Annotated in this window: 3 protein-coding genes and 2 pseudogenes; 1 reads left to right on the top strand and 4 read right to left on the bottom strand. The window is 54.0% G+C overall.

Translation table 11 applies throughout. From position 1 onward, the window contains the following. From ACMWLG_RS25330 to tet(A), 3 genes and pseudogenes are all read right to left on the bottom strand, one after another. A pseudogene (locus ACMWLG_RS25330) lies at positions 1–97 on the bottom strand (IS6 family transposase); the annotation flags it as partial. 36 nt (positions 98–133) lie between these two features. Next, on the bottom strand, positions 134–637 hold the full coding sequence (locus ACMWLG_RS25325; protein WP_013851371.1) for a shikimate dehydrogenase family protein: 504 nt from the start codon (positions 635–637) through the stop codon (positions 134–136). A gap of 514 nt (positions 638–1,151) precedes the next feature. Further along, positions 1,152–2,351, bottom strand: a complete 1,200-nt coding sequence (gene tet(A) / locus ACMWLG_RS25320; RefSeq protein ID WP_031942321.1) for a tetracycline efflux MFS transporter Tet(A) — start codon at positions 2,349–2,351, stop codon at positions 1,152–1,154. Between the two features lie 127 nt (positions 2,352–2,478). Between tet(A) and tetR the strand changes: the two genes are divergently transcribed. Beyond that, a complete protein-coding gene (gene tetR, locus ACMWLG_RS25315; protein WP_013851373.1) occupies positions 2,479–3,120 on the top strand; it encodes a tetracycline resistance transcriptional repressor TetR in 642 nt (213 codons plus the stop codon). 363 nt (positions 3,121–3,483) lie between these two features. Here tetR and ACMWLG_RS25310 read toward each other — a convergent pair. Further along, positions 3,484–3,687 (bottom strand): annotated as a pseudogene (locus ACMWLG_RS25310) (DDE-type integrase/transposase/recombinase); the annotation flags it as partial. Positions 3,688–3,977: the final 290 nt, after the last annotated feature.

Genomic DNA, 3,977 nt, shown 5'->3' with positions numbered 1-3,977 from the left:
CCTGCAGCTCACGGTAACTGATGCCGTATTTGCAGTACCAGCGTACGGCCCACAGAATGATGTCACGCTGAAAATGCCGGCCTTTGAATGGGTTCATGTACAGCTCCATCAGCAAAAGGGGATGATAAGTTTATCACCACCGACTATTTGCAACAGTGCCAATTAATTCTCCAACCTGTTTGGCGGCCATAGCATAAGCAATAGCTGAGCCAGCACCGCCTGTTCCAGCTAGATAGACTCTTTTACCTGTCACATCGAAGCCTCTTTTCAAAAGGCTCGATACGAAACCTTCACCATCGAGCATATCCCCATGTAGTTGGCCCTGAGCATTCCTCCTGATGACGTTGCATCCTCCGATTGCCATAGCAGATTCACTGGCTGAATCAATTAATGAAAGCGCATGTTGTTTGTGAGGCATCGTTATAATGGCACCACGAAAATTCTGAATACATTTCAGACCATTGACAGCGGTTTGCAGACCTACAGAGTTTATATGGAGAGGGACCATCAAAGTGTCGGGGATTTGTTTTTCAAGGATGGCGGCATTTATCATGAGTGGAGCGCTGACCTGAGCGATCGGGTCACCTATGATCGACAACAGTTGCAATTTACCACTAACAATACTGAGTTCATTCATCACTGATACCCGTATGTAAAATAAATTAACCAGACTATTTTACATAGGATTACATGAAAGACTGGTTTAATGGCAAGTAGAAATGCTGTATCAGCCACCTCAACAGGGGAAGACACATCTACATACAGTGATTGAAGGTTACGCCTTCAAATGCTCATATGTCAATAACGTAATTAGAGAATTTGTAGAAACCTACATGTCAGGCTTATTGCGAGATATAATAGATTTAAATTGTACTTTTAATACCTGATACAACGATAAATCTCCAAAATTTGGTGTAAATAATTATCTCATCTGTATTTTTTAGTGGAACATTCGTATTGTCCTGTCCCCCGTTGACTACACATTCTGAAGTGAGGGATGTCTGTTCTTAGAACGAAGCGGACAAGATGGCTGGGTTAGAGGTCCGCTGTGAGCGAAAAGCAGTCCTAATATTGCTGTACTTGTTGTGATTGAAAGACGGGTAGCCGGAAGTCGCCTTGACCCGCATGGCATAGGCCTATCGTTCCCACGATCAGCGATCGGCTCGTTGCCCTACGCCGCTCCAAAACCCGCGACGCAGCGCCGGCAGGCAGAGCAAGTAGAGGGCGGCACCTGCAATCCATGCCCACCCGTTCCACGTTGTTATAGAGGCCGCATAGATCGCCGTGAAGAGGAGGGGCCCGACGATCGAGGTCAGGCTGGTGAGCGCCGCAAGAGATCCTTGAAGCTGCCCCTGACGTTCCTCATCTACCTGCCTGGACAACACTGCTTGCAGCGCCGGCATTCCGATGCCACCCGAAGCAAGCAGGACCATAATCGGGAACGCCATCCATCCCCTTGTCGCCAAGGCAAGCAGGATGTAGCCTGCGCCGTCGGCAATCATTCCGAGCATGAGTGCCCGCCTTTCGCCGAGCCTGGTGGTTACAGGGCCGGTGATCATTGCCTGGGCGAGTGAATGTAGAATACCAAATGCGGCAAGCGAAATGCCGATCAAGCTCGTGTCCCAATGAAAGCGATCCTCGCCGAAGATGACCCAAAGCGTGGCCGGCGCCTGTCCGACGAGTTGCATGATGAAGAAGACAGCCATCAGGGCGGCGATGACGGTCATGCCCCGGACCCACCGGAACGAAGCGAGCGGGTTGAGAGCCTCCCGGCGTAATGGTCGACGTTCGCCTTTGTGCGACTCCGGCAAAAGGAAAATGCCCATCAGGAAATTGAGGCCATTCAAGGCTGCTGCGGCGAAGAACGGAGCATGGGGGGAGAAACTGCTCATCAGCCCACCGAGCACAGGTCCCGCGACCATCCCGAACCCGAAACAGGCGCTCATGAAGCCGAAGTACCGCGCGCGCTCATCCCCATCTGTGATATCGGCAATATAGGCGCCGGCTACCGCACCAGTCGCCCCGGTGATGCCGGCCACGATGCGCCCGATATAGAGAACCCAAAGGAAAGGCGCCGTCGCCATGATGGCGTAGTCGATAGCGGCGCCGGACAGCGAGACGAGCAAGACCGGCCGCCGGCCGAAACGATCCGATAGCGCACCCAGCACAGGCGCGCAGGCAAATTGCATCAACGCATACAGCGCCAGCAAAATGCCATAGTGGGCGGTGACGTCGTTCGAGTGAACCAGATCTCGCAGGAGGCCCGGCAGCACCGGCATAATCAGGCCGATGCCGACAGCGTCGAGCGCGACAGTGCACAGTATTACGATCAGGGGTCTGTTGGGTTTCACGTCTGGCCTCCGGACCAGCCTCCGCTGGCCTCCGGACCAGCCTCCGCTGGTCCGATAGAACTCACGGATCCTTTATCACTGATAAGTTGGTGGACATATTATGTTTATCAGTGATAAAGTGTCAAGCATGATAAAGTTGCAGCCTAATACAGTTATCCGTGTCGCCCTGGACCTGTTGAATGAGGTCGGCGTAGAGGCTCTGACGACACGCAAACTGGCTAAACGGTTGGGGGTTCAGCAGCCGGCGTTATACTGGCACTTCAGGAACAAACGGGCGCTGCTCGACGCACTGGCCGAAGCCATGCTGGCGGAGAATCATACGCATTCGGTGCCGAGAGTCGACGACGACTGGCGCTCATTTCTGATCGGGAATGCCCGCAGCTTCAGGCAGGCGCTGCTCGCTTATCGCGATGGCGCGCGTATCCATGCTGGCACGAGACCGGGCGCACCGCAGATGGAAGTGGTCGACGCGCAGCTTCGCTTCCTCTGCGAGGCGGGTTTTTCGGCTTGGGACGCCGTCAATGCGCTGATGACAATCAGCTACTTCACTGTTGGGGCCGTGCTTGAGGAGCAGGCCGGCGACAGCGATGCCGGTGAGCGCGGCGGCACCATTGAACAGGCTCCGTTGTTGCGGGCCGTGATAGACACCTTCGACGAAGCCGGTCCGGACGCAGTGTTCGAGCTGGGGCTCGCGGTGATTGTCGATGGATTGGCGAAAAGGAGGCTCGTTGCGAGGAACATTCAAGGGCCGAGAAAGGGTGACGATTGATCAGGACCGCTGTCGGAGCGCAACCCGCTCACTACAGCAGAGCCATATAGACAACATCCCCTCCCCCTTTCCACCGCCTCGTGCGCCTGGCGGGCAAGAGCCAGGGCGGCCGTCTTCACATTCTGCCCTGCGCAGATAAGATAGATTTAGCGTGGACTCAAGGCTCTCGCGAATGGCTCGCGTTGGAGGCTTTCATTGATACTTGTGGGGCACCGCAGGGAAATACCGGCTATGTCGTGCTGCGCATCGCAGCCTGCGCCCTTGACTTGTCTCGCCTCTCGGGACTCACCCCTTGATACTGAACAATATCGCCAGCAGCTTCAGTCCTGTCCCGATAACCACCCCGTGGTATCCACTCCGATTTCAGACTGCGGAACAGTCATTCTGCAAAGCATTATCCCAGCAGTTCCCGCTGCGGCTCATGCTGAGCATCATTCCATATTGAGCGGCCAGAATCCGGTACGGCAGGCTGCAATATTGGGTTCCCTGGTCCGAATGGAAAATTATACCTCCCGGGCAACCTCGGCCCTGCCAAGCCATTGCCAGCGCTTGTTTTTGCAAGCAGGCTGTTTGCTTCTGACGAGAACGCCCAGACCACTAATTTATCTGTATATATTCAAGTTTCATCTTGTTTCCCCATGTAAGTATCCCTGCAAAACGAACCATTCACTTTTAGAGATCCTCCGACATACTAATTATGTCCTCTGAGGAGATCTCCATGCGTAAAGTCCGATTCACCGAGCTGCAGACATTCGGCCGGCACTGTTGCAAATAGTCGGTGGTGATAAACTTATCATCCCCTTTTGCTGATGGAGCTGCACATGAACCCATTCAAAGGCCGGCATTTTCAGCGTGAC

The sequence above is a fragment of the Enterobacter sp. 01-M-02-SI-ECC genome (genome assembly GCF_047530595.1).
GTDB lineage: Bacteria > Pseudomonadota > Gammaproteobacteria > Enterobacterales > Enterobacteriaceae > Enterobacter > Enterobacter cloacae_M.
Note: the sequence above shows the minus strand (reverse complement) of the source record. Positions and strands in the feature narration are given on the sequence as shown.